Annotated in this window: 15 protein-coding genes and 1 tRNA gene; 6 read left to right on the top strand and 10 right to left on the bottom strand. The window is 58.8% G+C overall.

Annotation, left to right across the window (positions count from 1 at the left end; genetic code table 11):
* From dptF to rraB, 5 genes are all read right to left on the bottom strand, one after another.
* Positions 1–407, bottom strand: a 407-nt coding sequence (dptF, locus tag INF86_RS09700) for a DNA phosphorothioation-dependent restriction protein DptF (RefSeq protein ID WP_193543464.1), incomplete at its 3' end; no start/stop codon positions are given.
* Between the two features lie 98 nt (positions 408–505).
* Positions 506–590, bottom strand: a tRNA-Leu gene (locus INF86_RS09705).
* 106 nt (positions 591–696) lie between these two features.
* Positions 697–1,419, bottom strand: coding sequence for a topoisomerase II (locus INF86_RS09710; RefSeq protein ID WP_193543465.1), 723 nt, complete (start codon positions 1,417–1,419; stop codon positions 697–699).
* 30 nt (positions 1,420–1,449) lie between these two features.
* Positions 1,450–2,208, bottom strand: a complete 759-nt coding sequence (gene miaE / locus INF86_RS09715) for a tRNA isopentenyl-2-thiomethyl-A-37 hydroxylase MiaE (protein ID WP_193543466.1) — start codon at positions 2,206–2,208, stop codon at positions 1,450–1,452.
* Positions 2,209–2,254: 46 nt separating this feature from the next.
* A complete protein-coding gene (rraB, locus tag INF86_RS09720) occupies positions 2,255–2,680 on the bottom strand; it encodes a ribonuclease E inhibitor RraB (RefSeq protein WP_017694625.1) in 426 nt (141 codons plus the stop codon).
* 99 nt (positions 2,681–2,779) lie between these two features.
* Here rraB and INF86_RS22415 point away from each other — a divergent pair, with 99 nt between their 5' ends.
* The 3 genes from INF86_RS22415 to xynR all read left to right on the top strand — a co-directional run bounded on the left by INF86_RS22415 (position 2,780) and on the right by xynR (position 5,061).
* Entirely contained in the window at positions 2,780–2,875 is a 96-nt protein-coding gene (locus tag INF86_RS22415; protein WP_213083700.1) for a hypothetical protein, read from the top strand.
* Positions 2,845–3,849 (top strand): ornithine carbamoyltransferase, encoded by a 1,005-nt coding sequence (argF, locus tag INF86_RS09725; protein ID WP_032625248.1) that lies wholly within the window; start codon positions 2,845–2,847, stop codon positions 3,847–3,849. The genes INF86_RS22415 and argF (INF86_RS09725) overlap by 31 nt, the downstream gene beginning before the upstream one ends.
* 450 nt (positions 3,850–4,299) lie before the next feature.
* Positions 4,300–5,061 (top strand): DNA-binding transcriptional repressor XynR, encoded by a 762-nt coding sequence (xynR, locus tag INF86_RS09730; RefSeq protein ID WP_038415186.1) that lies wholly within the window; start codon positions 4,300–4,302, stop codon positions 5,059–5,061.
* Here the strand turns inward: xynR and INF86_RS09735 are convergent.
* The 5 genes from INF86_RS09735 to INF86_RS09755 all read right to left on the bottom strand — a co-directional run bounded on the left by INF86_RS09735 (position 5,046) and on the right by INF86_RS09755 (position 11,851).
* On the bottom strand, positions 5,046–6,656 hold the full coding sequence (locus tag INF86_RS09735) for a glycoside hydrolase family 43 protein (RefSeq protein WP_193543467.1): 1,611 nt from the start codon (positions 6,654–6,656) through the stop codon (positions 5,046–5,048). The genes xynR and INF86_RS09735 overlap by 16 nt on opposite strands.
* 11 nt (positions 6,657–6,667) lie before the next feature.
* A complete protein-coding gene (locus tag INF86_RS09740; RefSeq protein WP_193543468.1) occupies positions 6,668–8,050 on the bottom strand; it encodes an MFS transporter in 1,383 nt (460 codons plus the stop codon).
* A gap of 226 nt (positions 8,051–8,276) precedes the next feature.
* On the bottom strand, positions 8,277–10,244 hold the full coding sequence (gene yagF / locus INF86_RS09745) for a xylonate dehydratase YagF (RefSeq protein ID WP_193543469.1): 1,968 nt from the start codon (positions 10,242–10,244) through the stop codon (positions 8,277–8,279).
* Positions 10,245–10,258: 14 nt separating this feature from the next.
* The gene (gene yagE / locus INF86_RS09750) at positions 10,259–11,167 is read right to left on the bottom strand and encodes a 2-keto-3-deoxygluconate aldolase (RefSeq protein WP_126314525.1); all 909 of its coding nucleotides are present in this window, start codon (positions 11,165–11,167) and stop codon (positions 10,259–10,261) included.
* A gap of 231 nt (positions 11,168–11,398) precedes the next feature.
* Positions 11,399–11,851 carry a YhcH/YjgK/YiaL family protein gene (locus INF86_RS09755; RefSeq protein WP_023305334.1) on the bottom strand — a complete coding sequence of 151 codons (453 nt, stop codon included), beginning with the start codon at positions 11,849–11,851 and terminating at the stop codon, positions 11,399–11,401.
* 675 nt (positions 11,852–12,526) lie between these two features.
* Between INF86_RS09755 and arcA the strand changes: the two genes are divergently transcribed.
* The 3 genes from arcA (at position 12,527) to argF (INF86_RS09770) (ending at position 15,803) form a co-directional block, all read left to right on the top strand.
* Positions 12,527–13,747, top strand: coding sequence for an arginine deiminase (gene arcA, locus INF86_RS09760; protein ID WP_045620964.1), 1,221 nt, complete (start codon positions 12,527–12,529; stop codon positions 13,745–13,747).
* A 10-nt stretch (positions 13,748–13,757) separates the two neighbouring features.
* Complete coding sequence (arcC, locus tag INF86_RS09765) at positions 13,758–14,669, top strand: carbamate kinase (protein WP_022646884.1); 912 nt, start codon at positions 13,758–13,760, stop codon at positions 14,667–14,669.
* A gap of 129 nt (positions 14,670–14,798) precedes the next feature.
* On the top strand, positions 14,799–15,803 hold the full coding sequence (gene argF, locus INF86_RS09770; RefSeq protein ID WP_003863360.1) for an ornithine carbamoyltransferase: 1,005 nt from the start codon (positions 14,799–14,801) through the stop codon (positions 15,801–15,803).
* Positions 15,804–15,846: the final 43 nt, after the last annotated feature.

The following is a 15,846-nucleotide window of genomic DNA, read 5'->3' on the forward strand; positions in this document are numbered from 1 at the left end:
TCTTTGCCTTTTTCAATATAGTTAGCAATCATACCAATATTGATACCTATAACCAAAGCAATGTAATGATTAGAGTAATTTTGAAATAAATTATCAAGTGTTGCTATAGCATCATATTGTGGCGTTAAAGCATGAGTTGCGTCGAGATGGAACTTTATATTTTTGAATTCTTCTTTTTGGCTATATTTAGTCAGAATAGCCGATTTCCCATCGCCACTACTACCACAAACAAATATAATTTTCCCATCCGGAGAATGGGTTATAATTTTTTCGAAATCTTTTTCCAAGTCTGTTGGAATGTACAGATAATCTTTGAACTTGTTTACATTTCGCTGAGAATGTTCTATCTCAACTGCCTGAGGTGAGGACTTAGACAAAACGCTAAGCGCACTTAAGAAAGCACCCATACAATTTCCACATAGTTAGTATGTCATGTTCGAATAGTATTCGAATGAAAACCAAGTTTCAATTGTTTGCATTGATACTGCAATAGAGGGGATGTACTTGGTGCCGAAGGCCGGACTCGAACCGGCACGTATTTCTACGGTTGATTTTGAATCAACTGCGTCTACCGATTTCGCCACTTCGGCACTGAAGGGGATGCGGAAACGTTGTGGATTATACCTGTCGCGCGCCGCCATGCAAGCGACGACGCGCTAAACCCGCGCTAAGTGCCCAAAAAACCAGCGCCCTTCGTCACTCCAGCTCAGTCACCGCCAGCCGAATCACCCCTGCCGCCTTCTGCTCCGGCAGCGCCAGCACCTTGGCCCACATCTCCTGCACCATATCGCAGGAGAGCTTCTCTTTGCCCGCCGCCTTCTCCGGCATCTGCAGCAGTTGGATGTCCTCGCCGTACTGATCGGCAAGTTGCTTCATAATCGGTCGGACATCCTCGACGGCCGCCTCACGCTCGGCCTGGGTCACGGTGTGGCGGTTTTTGCCGTAGGCCGCGCGCATCATGTCCGCATCGGCCTGCATGCGCCGCGCCATCAAATCTTTATCCAGCATGCGCATCGGGTTGATGCCGCCCTTCACCATCGGGTAGAGGAAGCGGAAACAGGCGTCGTCGCTCGCTTTCTGGATGGCGGCGGTCTGCTCCATGTTGATGGTCATGTAGTTCACCACGTTGGCGTCCGGGGCGTTTTGCAGGCGCGTCATCTGCAGATGCAGGATCTGCGGCTGGATGGTGTCGATAATCTGCTGCTCCGGCTCGCCCGCTTTTTGCAGGGCGGCCATCTGGTCGAGGATGCGCTGATGCAGCGCGGGCTCCTGCTCCTTAATCACCTGCCAGGCGGGCATCGCGTTGAGGGCGTTATCCATCTGCCGTTCCGGGGCGCGCTGCCTGTCGAAAAACACCCAGAACGCCACGGCGGCAGCCGCAATGACGACAATCACAATACGGGTCCACGTTTTATTCATCTCGCATCCTTATCCTTGAGTTATGCCGGTTTACACCGGCACGCCGCTGTGGAAGCGAAACTCGTGGTCCGGTGTCGAGATAAGTGTGGCTTCAATTTCGCCAAAAAGCTGTATGCGCGGTGAGATATCGTCGTCGCTCACCTGCTGAGCCAGCGTCAGGTAGTCCTGATAATGGCGCGCTTCCGAGCGCAGCAGCGAGAGATAGAACTTCTGCAGGTCGTCGTCGAGGAACGGGGCCAGCGCGGCGAAGCGTTCGCAGGAGCGGGCTTCGATGTAGGCGCCGCAGATGAGCTTGTCGATCAGCGTCAGCGGTTCGTGGGTGCGCACGTCCTTCAGCATCCCTTTGGCGTAGCGGCTGGCGGTGATTTTGACGTACGGAATGTCGCGGGCCAGCATCGCCTCGCGCACCTGCCAGAAGTGGTGCAGCTCCTCTTTAATCAGCAGCACCATGCTGTCGATGAGCGCCTGGCCCCACGGGTCGTCGGTTTTGGGCATCACGCTTTTGCCAATCTGCTTGTGCAGGGCGATGAAGTCTGGCTCCGGGCCGTCGCGGAAGGTGAACTGTTCGTAGGGCTTGAGCCAGTCGAGCAGCGCATCGGCACCGCTTTCGTCGGCGACGTATTTACGCACGAGTAATAGCGCAGTCTGGGCGGCCTTGAGCTCGCACACCATGTGGTCGGTGAGCAGCAACGGCAGGTTCGCCGGGTCGCGGGCTTTATCAATCCATGCTTGCGGGGTCGGGCACTGGAGGAAGTTGAGTACGGGGGCGAGTATCTGCGGGTAATCCATGGTTCTGCCTTGAAAAAGCGGTGGCGCGCGCCACCGCCTGAAACGCTTAGTGACGCACGCCGTCGTCGTCTTCGTCGACGTAATCTTCGTCGTCGCCTTCTTCGCCGTCTTCACCGTTCGGATCTTCGAAGTAGGTTCCCCAGCCGTCGTATTCCACTTCAAACTTCTCGGCCAGGTTCATCAGCTGTTCTACCTGCGCGTCGATCAGCTCCGCCTTCAGCGCGCCTTCGCTCAGGATATCGCAGCAGATGACGGTGTCGCCCTCTTCCACTTCCAGCTCTTCCGGCTCGGTCACTTCGTAACCCAGCTTGAAGGCTTCCACGGCCATTTTTTCCAGCGCTTCAAAGTCGTCCGCAGAGAAATGGTGTTCGATGGTGTACAGCGCGTCCGGATCGCTACCGTCTTCCAGCAGTTCTTCAATAATCAGACGCGTCTCTTCGCGTTGCTCTTCCAGTAATTCCGGGTTTGCCATGGGTCAATCCTCTTTAAAGTGCGGCAGATACTTCTATTTTCACACACGGACGGGTTTGCCTCCACCTTTGTTGGAAAGATTTGTGAAACGGGGTTGCAAATGAATAATTACACATATAAAGTGAATTTTAATTCAATAAGTGGCGTCCGCCATGCGAGGATAAAATGTCTGATCTGTACAAGAAACACTTTCTGAAATTGCTCGACTTTACCCCTGCACAGTTCACTTCTCTGCTGACCCTTGCCGCACAGCTCAAAGCCGATAAAAAAAATGGCAAGGAAGTACAAAAGCTTACTGGCAAAAACATCGCGCTCATCTTCGAAAAAGACTCGACCCGTACCCGTTGCTCTTTCGAAGTTGCCGCATTTGACCAGGGCGCGCGCGTTACCTGGTTAGGGCCGAGCGGCAGCCAGATTGGGCATAAAGAGTCAATTAAGGATACCGCACGCGTGCTCGGGCGGATGTACGACGGCATTCAGTATCGCGGCCACGGCCAGGAAGTCGTCGAAACGCTGGCGCAGTATGCGGGCGTGCCGGTGTGGAACGGGCTGACCAACGAGTTCCACCCAACGCAGCTGCTGGCGGACCTGCTGACCATGCAGGAGCACCTGCCGGGCAAGGCGTTTAACGAGATGACGCTGGTCTACGCGGGCGACGCGCGCAACAACATGGGCAACTCGATGCTGGAAGCGGCGGCACTGACCGGGCTGGATCTGCGTCTGGTGGCCCCGAAAGCCTGCTGGCCGGAAGAGAGCCTGGTGGCGGAGTGCAGTGCGCTAGCGGAAAAGCACGGCGGGAAAATCACCCTGACGGAAGACGTGGCGGCGGGCGTGAAGGGCGCGGACTTTATCTATACCGACGTCTGGGTGTCGATGGGCGAAGCCAAGGAGAAGTGGGCGGAGCGGATAGCGCTGCTGCGCGGGTATCAGGTGAACGCGCAGATGATGGCGCTGACCGGCAACCCGAACGTGAAGTTCCTGCACTGTCTGCCGGCGTTCCATGACGACCAGACCACGCTCGGCAAGCAGATGGCGAAGGAGTTCGACCTGCACGGCGGGATGGAAGTGACGGACGAGGTGTTTGAGTCGGCGGCGAGTATCGTCTTCGACCAGGCGGAAAACCGGATGCATACGATTAAGGCGGTGATGGTGGCGACGCTTGGGGAGTGATTGACTCCTCTGCGGTCTGGTGCCCTCACCCCGGCCCTCTTCCACGGGGAGAGGGAGAACACCTAGCCCGTAGGCCCGTGCAAGCGCAGCGCCGCCGGGCGAATCAGGCGACGATGCGGCCTGATGCCCTCACCCCGGCCCTCTCCCACGGGGAGAGGGAGAACACCCAGCCCGTAGGCCCGTGCAAGCGCAGCGCCGCCGGGCGAATCAGGCGACGATGCGGCCTGGTGCCCTCACCCCGGCCCTCTCCCACGGGGAGAGGGAGAACACACAACCCGTAGGCCCGTGCAAGCGTAGCGCCGCCGGGCGAATCAGGCAACGATGCGGCCTTATGCCCTCACCCCGGCCCTCTCCCACGGGGAGAGGGAGAACACCGGCGCCATTTCATTGATTTTTCACCCCGAAAAAGGTACGTTTTCGCCTTCATTCCAGCGTGGACATGCCAGCATTATGCCGATTATTCAGTCTGTTGAACGTGCGTTGCAGATCCTCGACCTGTTCAACGAGCAGGCCACCGAGCTTAAGATCACCGACATCAGCAAACTGATGGGGCTGAGCAAGAGTACCCTCCACTCGCTGCTGAAAACCCTCCAGCTTCACGGCTATATCGATCAGAACCCGGAGAACGGCAAATATCGCCTCGGCATGAAGCTGGTTGAGCGCGGTCATTTTGTCGTGGGCTCCATCGATATTCGCCAGAAGGCGAAAGGCTGGCTGACGGAGCTGTCCCAGCGGACCGGGCAGACCACCCATCTGGGGATCCTGGACGGGCGTGAAGGGGTCTATATCGAGAAGATTGAAGGCAAGCTGGCCGCCATAGCCTATTCGCGCATTGGCCGCCGCCTGCCGGTGCACGCCACCGCCATCGGCAAGGTGTTGATTGCCTGGCTGGGCGAGGCCGAGCTGAACACCCTGCTGGAGGGCTATCAGTACACCACCTTTACACCCGCTACCCTCGCCTCCCGCGAAGCATTAATGGCCGCTCTGGCGCAGACCCGCGAGCAGGGCTACGCCCTGGACAGCGAAGAGAACGAGCAGGGCGTGCGCTGCGTGGCGGTGCCGGTGTGGAACCACGAATCCCGCGTGATTGCCGCCCTGAGCCTGTCGACCTTGACCTCGCGCGTGGACGACGCCGAGCTGGCTAATTTCCGCGAGCAGCTTCAGCAGGCCGGGCTCGCGCTCTCACGCGCACTGGGCTATGCCGGCTCGTAGGTGAAGTAGTCGAAGTCCGCGTGGCAGCCGTCGCCGCTGATGTCCTCGCAGTGCAGTCCCACAAACGCACCAGTGAAGAAACCGCGCCCGCCGATATAGTCGTCCGACAGCTTCCACGCCTCATACGTCACCGGAACGGTGTGCCACGTCTCGTCGTCGAACGAGTAGCTGTAGCGGTAGACCAGTTTATCCACGTCCACCCGCAGCCAGACGCTCTCGGCCTGTTCCGGCACCGGAATCGGCTGCTCGTGCAGCGGCCATGACGGCACGTTGTGGTCGAGTTGGATCACCTTGATGGTTCTCCCCTGCCCCTCCTCGTAGTCCACAAAGCAGTAGCTCCAGTTTTTGCTGTTGTAGTAGCAGGTCAGCCCCGCGCTCTGCTGGAAGTGGACCGGCGAGAACTGCATCCGCGTCTCGGCCCGGAAGGTGAAATGCTGCCAGCGGCGCGCCACGGTCGACTGGGTAAAGGTTGAGTTGAGCGAGTCGTTGCCGTAGAGCCGTAAGTAGCCCGGGCGGGCGGTAAGCGAGCCGAGGGTATCGTCGAACGGAATGCGCAGGGTCTGCAGTTCCGGGTCAAGCGAACTGGCGTCGAAATCGTCCCGCCAGATGCCCGGAACGGCTGCAGGCTGCTCCGCCATCTGCGGGCCTTTCACGGTCAGTTGCGCGTGCCTGCCGCCTTCCACGTAAGGCCAGCCGTCGCGCCATTCAATGCGGGCGATGCCGGTCTCGCGCCCCAGCGGGCAGTATCCGCGCCCGCCGGAGGCCAGCAGCGGCACGCCGGGCAGGCGCAGCGGGCGGCTGGTAAGGTAGGCCATGTACCACTCCCCAGTGTGGGTCTGCAGCAGCGAGCCGTGGCCGCTCTTTTGCAGCGGGTTCTCCGGCAGGTGCCAGCTGGTCATCATCGTCACGTCCGGGTGCAGCTCGTACGGCCCGTCGATATTTTTGGAACGCAGCACCACGACGGCGTGCTCGTAGCTGGTGCCGCCTTCGGCAACCATCAGGTAGTACCATCCCGCGTGGCGATAAAGATGCGCCCCTTCGGTGTAGCAGAGCGGCGTGCCGGTAAACAGCGTTTTGCGCTCGGGCGAGAGCGTGCCAGTCTGCGAATCAAACTCCTGCATCACGATGGTGTTGTGCGGGTTGCTGTGGTGGCGCGGCCCCCACGGGCGGTAGAGGTAGTATTTGCGGCCATCGTCGTCGTGGAACAGGGACGGATCGAACCCGCCGTTGCCCATCGGGATCGGCTCGCTCCACGGTCCCTCAATGGACGGCGCGGTGACGAGGAAGTTGCGGCCGTTTTTCCACGGCGAGTCGACAATCTTCACGTCGGTGTAGAGCAGCCAGAATTTGCCGTCGGCGTAGCTCAGGCACGGCGCCCAGATGCCGCCGGAGTCCGGGTTGCCCTTCATGTCCAGCATCGACACGCGGTCCAGCGGGGTGCTGACCAGCGACCAGTTTTTCAGATCGCGGGAGTGGTAGATGCGCACGCCCGGGAACCACTCGAAGGTCGAGGTGGCGATGTAGTAGTCCTCGCCCTGACGGCACAGGGACGGGTCCGGGTTGAAGCCGGTGAGTATCGGGTTAGTAATTTCCATGTTGCCTCCGGTTATTGGGATGCGGCTGTCGCGGCGTCGGGAACGGCCTCGCCCTGCGACGCGCGGTGCTTGATCAGCTGCTGGCTGATGGCCTCCACGCGGGCGTCGGTGAGCTTGTAGAACGACAGCATGATGAACATGCCCGCGTAGAGCACCACCGGCACCACGCAGAACAGAATTTTGATGGTGGTCAGCACCTCGACCGGCTGCACGCTGCTGCTGGCGGAGTAGTTGACGTACGCCAGGATCCAGCCCACCACCGCCCCGCCAATTGCCAGGCCAATCTTCAGGCTGAACAGGTAGGTGGAGAACACCAGCCCGTCGAGGCGGCGACCGCTACGGCTCTCCTCGTAATCCACCACGTCAGAGGCCATCAGCCACTGCAGCGGCGTGGTGGTGTTAAAGACGAACAGGAACAGAATGTTGAGGGCAAAAATCAGCGCGATGTGCTCCGCCGGGGTGACGAAAATCAGCAGGCTAATCAGCGAGTAAGCGACGATGATCCACTTGAAGGCGGTAACGCGGTCGAAGCGGCCCAGCAGGCGGGAGGAGCAGAGCGAGCCGAACATGGTGGCGAGGCTGCCGTAGAGTAAAAACTGGGTCGCCATCTCCGGGTGATCCATCACGTATTTCACGAAGTAGAGCGTCGCCCCGCCGCGCACCACGTTGGAGCAGGTCGCCATCATCTTGAAGGCACACATGATGCGCCACTGGCTGTTGCCCAGCAGCAGCTTAAGGTCTTTCGCCACCGACGAACCCGGCTGCACCTCAAAGGTGTAGCGCTCTTTGGTGGTAAAGAAGCAGACGTAGAGCAGCACCACGCCGCTCAGGCCCAGTACGCACATGGCGCCGAAATAACCCACCTGCTCGTTGCCTTTGCCAATGATGCTGACCAGCGGCAGCGCGATGCCGCTGATGGCGAGCGACCCCGCGGCGGCGAGGAAGAAACGCCAGGACTGCAGGGCGTGACGCTCTTTCGGGTCGGCGGTAATGACGCCCGGCATGGCGCAGTACGGGACGTTAACGAAGGTGTAGACCAGAGTCAGCAGAATATAGGTCACGCAGGCGTAGATGATTTTGCCCTGCGCGGAGAAGTCCGGCGTGTAGAAGGTCAGCATGCAGACGATGCCGAACGGGATGGCGCCCCACAGCAGGAACGGGCGAAACTGGCCATGCCGCGTGCGGGTGCGGTCTACCAGCAGCCCCATCAGCGGGTCGGTCACGGCGTCGAGCACGCGGGAGACTAAAAACAGCGTCCCCATAATGCCCGCGGAGAGGCCGAAGACGTCGGTGTAGAAATAGGCCAGCAGGAACATCGTGGCCTGCCAGACGAAGCCGCAGGCGGTGTCACCCAGCCCGTAGCCAATTTTGTCTTTCATGGTTAATTGCGTCATCAGAATTACACCCTTATGTAGTGTGCTGAATTACAACATCGTGTTAATGGAGTGTAATGAGCTGTTCAATTAACCAGCAATGCTCATATCTTATTTCTGAATTACGTTATTTCGCTTTTGTGACGTCAACGATATATCGCAACTTATTGTTTAAATTAGTAAATTGCAGGCACGTAAAAACCGCCCGCGGACTATTTTCCGCAGACGATTTTCTCTCACAAAATAATTAAATACCGAGCGCTTTTTTACCGGCGTTAATTACCTCAATGATTTTATCGGTGTCATAAATACAGCCTTTCCAGGTGCCGCCGCTCACGGACTGTAATGCCGCCCACAGCCGGGTATCGTCCGGCAAAAAGTCGTGAGCGTGCAGGTCCGGATGCACCTGCCGCCGTGCCAGCTCGCGCGCGCCCTCTTCCGGCGTCAGCGGGTTGTCCGCGGTACCGATAAAGTTTACGCTGCCTGTTAATGTCAGGCGGTCCACCGCAATCTCAATGATGTCGTTATCGCGCAGCTTGCCTATCGGCCCGCCCGCCAGCGCCTCCGGCGACACGTGGCCGAAACAGGCGCCCGTCGACACGCCCGAGAAGCGCGCATCGGTGATTAACGACACCGTTTTGCCCCACGAGATGTGCTTCAGCGCGGAGGTGAGCTGGTAGGTCTCCTCCATGCCGGTGCCGGACGGTCCACCGCCGATCACCACCATGATATCGCCCTGCTCAATCTCTTCCCGCTTGATGGCCCTGATCGCCTGCGCCTCCGAGACAAACACCCGCACCCGGCCGGTGTGGCGGTAAACGCCATCTTCACCGACGACCGACGGGTCGATCGCCGTGGCCTTGATCACCGATCCTTCCGGCGCAATGTTGCCCGTCGGGAAGCAGACCGTCGAGGTCAGCCCTTTCGCTTTTGCTTTTTCCGGCGGCAGGATCACGTCATCCGGCTCCACGCCGTCCTGCTCGCGCAGGCACTGGCGGAAGCGCTTACGGCGCTCCGAGCTCTGCCACCAGTCGAGGTTCTCGCCCACCGTCTGGCCGGTGACGGTCATGGCATCCAGGTGCAGCAGGCCGAGATCGCGCAGGTGGAGCATGACTTCCGGCACGCCGCCCGCGAGGAACGCACGCACGGTCGGGTGATAGTCCGGGCCGTTGGGCAGCACGCTCACCAGGCGCGGCACCCTGCGGTTGACGCGCGTCCAGTGTTCAACGTCCGGGATCGTGCAGCCCGCCGCGTGGGCGATGGCCGGAATGTGCAGCAGTAAATTGGTGGAGCCGCCGAACGCCGCGTGGATCACCATCGCGTTTTCAATAGCTTTATCGGTAAGGATATCGCGCGTGGTGATGCCGCGGTTATCCAGCTCGTTCACCGCCCGCGCCGACTGGCGGGCGATCTCCAGCCACACCACCTGTCCGGACGGCGCCAGCGCGGAGTGCGGCAACGCCAGACCCAGCGCTTCCGCGACCACCTGCGAGGTGCCCGCCGTACCGAGGAACTGACACCCGCCGCCCGGCGACGCGCAGGCGCGACAGCCCAGCTCGGCGGCCTCCTGCAAGGAAAGTTCATGGTTGGCAAAGCGCGCGCCGATGGTCTGCACCTTGCCCGCATCTTCCCCCACGGTCGGCGGCAGCGTCGCCCCGCCTGGCACCAGAATGGTCGGCAGATCGTGCATCGCGGCCAGCGCAATCATGGTAGCGGGCAGCCCTTTATCGCAGGTTGCCACGCCGATCACCGCCCGGCGCGTCGGCAGGGAGCGGATCAGGCGGCGAAAGACGATCGCCGCGTCGTTGCGGTACGGCAGGGAATCAAACATGCCGTGCGTGCCCTGCGAGCGCCCGTCGCACGGATCGCTGACGAAGGCCGCAAACGGGATCCCGCCGTTGCGCGTGATCTCCTTCGCCGCCGCCTGCATCTGCATGCCGATTTCCCAGTGCCCGGTGTGGTAGCCCAGCGCAACCGGGCGTCCGTCTCCGGCGCGGATGCCGCCCTGAGTACCGATAATCAGCACCTCTTTGCCGGTCAGCTTGTTGGCGTCCCAGCCCATCCCGGCGTTCTGCGTCATGCCGAACAGGTTGCCGCTGGGGGATTCCATCAGCATCTGCGGAGTCAGCGGCAGCGCGCCCTGCGGACCCGCCGCGTGGGTGATCACCGCATAAAACGCGTCGTCCTGTGGGGTGAAAATTTTCTCAATGGTCATCGTTATCGTCCGGCTCAGCAGAGCTTGAGCTGTTGTAGCAGGTTTTTCAGCTGCGCCTTACGCGGCTCGTCCAGCGGCGAGGCTGGTGGCAGGACGTGCGTAGAAATTGGACGACCGCAGAGCACGATCGCCTCTTTAATGACGTTCACAAACGGCGTATCCAGCTGATACATCTGCGGGATTTGCAGCAGGGTCTGATGATACTCAGCCGCTTTCGCCACGTCCTTATCCCGCCAGGCTTTCAGAAGATTTACCGACACCTGCGGAGCAAAGTTACCGCTGGCCGAGATCGCCCCGTCACCGCCGAGCAGCAGGGTATTAAACAGATGATCGTCGTAGCCGCAGAGCACGGTGAAGTGTGGATGGGCCGCTTTAACGGTGTGGATCATGCTGCGCAGGTGGGCGACGGAGTCGATGGTGTCTTTGATGCCGACGATGTTACTGCGCGAGTCGGCGAGGGTTTTCACCAGCGCCGGGGTCAGATCCTGCCCGGTCAGCGCCGGGAAGTTATAGAGCATCACCGGCAGCGTGACGCTGTCGGCCACCTGTTCGAAGTAGCGGATCAGGTTCGCTTCCGACACTTTCCAGTAGTAGGGGTTGATCACCACGATGCCGTCCGCGCCCGCCAGCTGCGCGTGCTGGCTCAGCTCAATGGTTTCCCGGGCGTTGGTGCCGCCGGTGCCGATCAGGACCGGCACACGACGATCGACATGATCGATCGCAAACCGGGCAATGGATTTACGCTCTTCGGCGCTGAGCTGGGAAAACTCGCCGCCGCTGCCCAGGAAGAACAGGCCGTCGACGCCCGCAGCGATCAGATCGTCGATCAGCGCGGCGGTACCCGGTTTATCAAGCTGGCCATCGGCGGTAAAAATGGTGGAGACAGGGGGAATGATACCCGTGAACAACGCGGACTGCGGCATGTGATCTCCTTGCTGAATCATTTTGTTCTACATTATAGAACAGCGTTCATTAATTTAACGATCATACTATGACGGAGAAAAAGCGCAGGTAAATGGGAGATGAGGAGGGAGTGCGGGAAGTTTAAGCTGGATCACATATTGTTCCCCTCACCCTAACCCTCTCCCCAAAGGGGAGAGGGAACTTTAACACCCTCTCCCCTTTGGGGAGAGGGCCGGGGTGAGGGGTAAGGGTTACTCCACCAGCATCTTAACAACCACTTTCCTGACCTTAGCAGGCGCCCCCACCGCGCACAGCGGCTTATGCACCTCACCCGGCCAGAACACCACGAAATCCCCTTCGCTCAGCACCACGGTTTTCTCCTGCTCGCCTTCCGGCAGGAACGCGATGTCTTTGTCCGCCAGCCAGTCGGTGTCCGGTGTGCCGTGCGGCAGGGTGCTGAAGGTCATCCCTTCCTGCCCCTTCAGCACAATCTGAATATCCAGGTAGCGTGCATGGTATTCAGCGCGACGCTCAGCGAACGGCTGGGTCATGTCCTCCGATACCAGATAAAACAGGCTGTTGCCGCTGATGTCGTGCTTGCCGGTCGGCGTCGCGTCGGTGACGTGGGCCTTGACGTGCTCAATGGCCTGGCGCAGCTCTTCTGGTAGCCAGGACTGGAGATGATGAATATTGCCAATAATCATGATACAACCCTCAAATTAAAACATTGTTTCATTTTTATCTTTTATACGAGAATCGCCTCTCCCATACCAGCCCTTTTTAGACAAGATTTGCGCCAGCGCATGTTTATCGGAAAATGTGTTAATTCACTGTTAATTACATAAAGGCATTTATGCAGTCGTTATGCATAACCTCATTTCATAAGCTTTACGCAACTTATCTAACTCGCTGAATTTAAAACGTAACTCACAAAACCTGTTGTTGCATCACACTTTATCACTTCGGTTATTTCCTTTAAAAATCAATAATTATTTATCGATTTCTCTTAAGTGAAAAATAGTTAACTGTCATTATTGCATAGCTATTCTCGAGGCAAAATTTTATTCATTAAAATCAACAGCATAACTAAATATTTCAAAGCATGTAATTCTACAAAACAATAACAACCTCAAATATTGCCACCCGTTCCTGCTTAGCTATTCATCCCGTAATAATATGAAATTAATCATTATCTGATACGAATCATGCAATTGAAAATAAACTGCTCAATATCGGTTTTCGCGTGAGCAGCGTCACAATAACCATTATTTAAGCGCCTACTATGAATCACGAAATCAATTGAGCTTAGCCGCCATGAAATTAAACACATCACATGGCGCATGCCCTTTTTATTCTGAAAAACAGTTAAAGGAATAATTATGGAAAAGCATTACGTCGGTTCTGAAATTGGTCAATTGCGTAGCGTTATGCTGCACCGTCCTAATTTAAGTCTTAAACGTTTAACGCCATCGAATTGTCAGGAGTTGTTATTTGATGACGTGCTCTCGGTTGAGCGGGCGGGAGAGGAGCATGATATCTTCGCAAACACGCTGCGCGAGCAGGGTGTGGAAGTCCTTCTATTGACCGACCTTCTTACGCAAACGCTTGATATTGCGGAAGCAAAAGCCTGGCTTCTTGAAACACAAATCTCCGACTACCGCCTCGGCCCAGCCTTTGCCGGCGACGTCCGCGGCTGGCTGGCGGATATGCCGCACCGGGAACTGGCGCGCCGATTAAGCGGCGGATTAACCTACGGTGAAATTCCGGCGGCTATTAAAAATATGGTGGTCGATACCCACACGGCAAATGATTTTATTATGAAACCGCTGCCGAACCACTTATTTACCCGCGATACCTCCTGCTGGATTTATAACGGCGTATCCATTAATCCGATGGCGAAACCCGCCCGTCAGCGCGAAACCAATAATCTGCGCGCAATATATCGCTGGCACCCCGCATTTGCCGATGGCGAGTTTATTAAGTATTTCGGCGACGAGAATATTAATTACGACCACGCCACCCTGGAAGGCGGCGACGTATTAGTGATTGGCCGCGGGGCGGTATTGATCGGCATGTCAGAGCGCACGACGCCGCAGGGCGTGGAGTTCCTCGCCAACAGCTTGTTTAAACATCGTCAGGCCGAGCGCGTGATCGCCGTTGAGCTGCCGAAACATCGCTCCTGCATGCACCTCGACACCGTGATGACCCACATCGACGTGGACACCTTCTCCGTTTACCCGGAAGTGGTGCGCAAGGACGCCCAGTGCTGGACGCTCACCCCGGACGGACGCGGCGGCCTGCTGCGTACCCAGGAAACCGACCTGCTGCACGCCATCGAGAAAGCCCTCGGCATTAACCAGGTGCGCCTGATCACCACCGGCGGCGATGCCTTTGAAGCCGAACGCGAGCAGTGGAACGACGCCAACAACGTCCTGACCATCCGTCCGGGCGTGGTGATCGGCTACGAGCGCAACGTCTGGACCAACGAGAAATACGACAAAGCGGGCATCACCGTGCTGCCGATCCCGGGCGACGAGCTGGGACGCGGTCGCGGCGGCGCGCGCTGCATGAGCTGCCCACTGGAACGCGACGGAATTTAAAGGAGCCATCATGGAACGAAAACCCACTCTGGTTGTGGCCCTTGGCGGCAACGCGCTGCTCAAGCGCGGCGAGCCGCTGGAAGCGGACATCCAGCGCCAGAACATCGAGCAGGCCGCCCGCACCATCGCTGGCTTAACGGAACAGTGGCGCGTGGTGCTGGTGCACGGCAACGGCCCGCAGGTCGGACTGCTGGCGCTGCAAAACAGCGCCTACGACAAAGTCACTCCCTACCCGCTGGACGTTCTTGGCGCCGAAAGCCAGGGAATGATCGGCTACATGCTCCAGCAGGCGCTGAAAAACAATCTGCCCCAGCGCGAGGTCAGCGTCCTGCTCACGCAGGTGGAAGTGGACGCCGCCGACCCGGCGTTCAGCAACCCGACCAAGTACATCGGCCCGGTCTACAGCGAAGCCCAGGCGAAAGCGCTGGCCGCGGAAAAAGGCTGGGTGTTCAAGGTCGACGGGGCCTATTTCCGCCGCGTTGTGCCCTCTCCGCAGCCGAAGCGCATCGTGGAGAGCGACGCCATTACGGCGCTTATTCAGCGCGACCACCTGGTCATCTGCAACGGCGGCGGCGGCGTGCCGGTGGTGGAAAACGCCAACGGTTATCGCGGCATTGAGGCGGTGATAGACAAAGACCTCTCCGCCGCTCTGCTGGCGCGGCAGATCGAGGCCGATGCCCTGCTGATCCTCACCGATGCCGACGCAGTGTACCTCGACTGGGGCAAGCCGACCCAGCGCCCGCTGGCGCAGGTCACGCCGGAACTGCTCAGAGGCATGCAGTTCGACGCCGGATCGATGGGGCCAAAAGTGGCCGCCTGCCGCGAGTTTGTTGAAGCCTGCAACGGCATTGCCGGGATCGGCGCGCTGGCCGACGGCGCGGAGATCCTGGCGGGCGAGAAAGGCACGTTGATTCGTAACTGAGCACCCATTTCCCCTCACCCTAACCCTCTCCCCAAAGGGGAGAGGGGACGATTACACCCTCTCCCCTTTGGGGAGAGGGCTGGGGTGAGGGGTAAGGTCTTAGACATTAATTTTAAAAAGGATTTACCCATGACCATCAACCTGAAAAACCGCAACTTCCTGAAACTGCTGGACTACACCCCGGCGGAGATCCAGTACCTGATCGACCTCGCCATCGAGCTGAAGGCCGCTAAAAAAGCCGGTCGCGAAAAACAAACCCTGGTCGGGAAAAACATCGCCCTGATCTTTGAAAAAACCTCCACCCGCACCCGCTGCGCCTTTGAAGTGGGCGCGTTCGACCAGGGCGCGCAGGTCACCTACCTCGGCCCAAGCGGCTCGCAGATTGGCCACAAAGAGTCGATGAAGGACACCGCGCGCGTGCTGGGCCGCATGTATGACGGCATCGAGTACCGCGGCTACGGCCAGGCCATCGTTGAGGAGCTGGGCGAATACGCGGGAGTGCCGGTGTGGAACGGCCTGACCGACGAGTTCCACCCCACGCAAATCCTTGCCGACCTGATGACTATGCTGGAGCACTCTCCGGGCAAAACACTGCCGGAGCTGAGCTTTGCTTACCTCGGCGACGCGCGCAACAACATGGGTAATTCGCTGATGGTCGGCGCAGCCAAAATGGGGATGGATATCCGCCTTGTGGCGCCGAAATCCTTCTGGCCGGAGGCCGGGCTGGTTGAGCAGTGCCGCGCCATCGCCAAAGAGACCGGCGCGCGCATCACCCTCACCGACGATGTGGAAGAAGGCGTGCAGGGCACCGATTTCCTCTACACCGACGTGTGGGTTTCCATGGGCGAGCCGAAGGAGGCGTGGGCCGAGCGCGTTAGCCTGATGAAGCCGTATCAGATTAATGCGGACGTGATGAAGGCCACCGGTAACCCGAACGTCAAGTTCATGCACTGCCTGCCGGCGTTCCACAACGAACATACCAAAGTGGGCCGCGAAATCGAGATGGCGTACGGCCTGAAGGGGCTGGAGGTGACGGAAGAGGTCTTTGAATCACCGAACTCCATCGTCTTCGACGAAGCAGAGAACCGCATGCACACCATTAAAGCGGTCATGGTGGCGACACTCGGCGACTAATCACCGCCCGGCGCGCCGCGGGGTGCGCCGGGTTCAGGAGAAC

It is taken from the genome of Enterobacter cloacae complex sp. I1M, from assembly GCF_014982425.1.
Taxonomy (GTDB): domain Bacteria; phylum Pseudomonadota; class Gammaproteobacteria; order Enterobacterales; family Enterobacteriaceae; genus Enterobacter; species Enterobacter intestinihominis.